Annotated in this window: 1 protein-coding gene; it reads left to right on the forward strand. The window is 36.0% G+C overall.

Annotated features, from left to right (window positions below; genetic code table 11):
• Positions 1–9 precede the first annotated feature (9 nt).
• Positions 10–1011 carry a hypothetical protein gene (locus tag Q0257_RS03750; protein WP_298021713.1) on the forward strand — a complete coding sequence of 334 codons (1002 nt, stop codon included), beginning with the start codon at positions 10–12 and terminating at the stop codon, positions 1009–1011.
• The last annotated feature ends 28 nt before the right edge of the window (positions 1012–1039 follow it).

Below are 1039 nucleotides of genomic sequence, written 5' to 3' on the forward strand. Positions count from 1 at the left end.
TTTTTTACCATAAGCTTTTTTGTCGCCTTAATCGCCCCTAAAGGCAAACGCAAACTGCTTTGGCTTTTTGTTTGGTTTATGGTGTTTTTCGGGGATATTGTCGTACTTAAAGCAATTATGGCCTATTATGATTTTAAATATGCCAAGATAAACGTCTATGAAAAGCCCGCCATACACGCTTACTATGCCGGAGAAAGAGAAATAGTCGAATGGAATATAAGCGGTTTTCCTTTGATAGATCCAACCAATTGGCTAAATTTCCCTGCAAATACGACCGATGCGAATTTCATATCTTTGATAAACGGCTACGTAAATTTCATAGATTATAAAGAAAAAAGCGAAAATCCTGTCACAAACGGTAAATATTTTAGAATTTATCTGGATGACTATACCGCACAAGAGTGCTTTTTATCAGCCAAGTTAAGCACAAGAGGCTTTTTAAAGAGTATCCCGATAACATATGAAGAATTAAATATATTTTTTAATCAACTGCAACCAAATCATGAAAGTGATGATAAGATAATCAGAGAGATAAAATCGTTACTTGATGACAGAAACGCCTCGATGATAGATATAAAACCGTCTAAAATATTAAGCTACATAAAATACAATATGAAAGATCTCAAGCAAATTTACAAAGACAAATGCGTAGCTCGTAAAGAAATCAATGAAGATGAGATAGCCGATATAGAGTTGGTATTGGAAAAAGAAAATAGGATGACGGACTGGCGCATAGAGCCGGCACCAAATATCAAAACCTTTCTTGACGACCTAATCGGTCTAAGCTTTAACTACGGCGGAATCATAAAAGATAGAAAAACGGGCAGGATACTAGCCGATAATATATACGAAAACGTAAGATACCAAGGAGCGTTAGGCGAAAGCTTTATAAAGGCTTTTGGAAGCGAGTCGAGAGGATACGGGATATCTTGCAATAGCGGCAGGGAGAAGTATTTGGATATATGTAATCAAAAGATGATAGAAGAATTCTTCAGAAAGGATAGAAAATGAGAAAGTTTGAGGCGCTAAAAACATATGC

It is taken from the genome of uncultured Campylobacter sp. (genome assembly GCF_938018035.1).
Classification (GTDB): domain Bacteria; phylum Campylobacterota; class Campylobacteria; order Campylobacterales; family Campylobacteraceae; genus Campylobacter_B.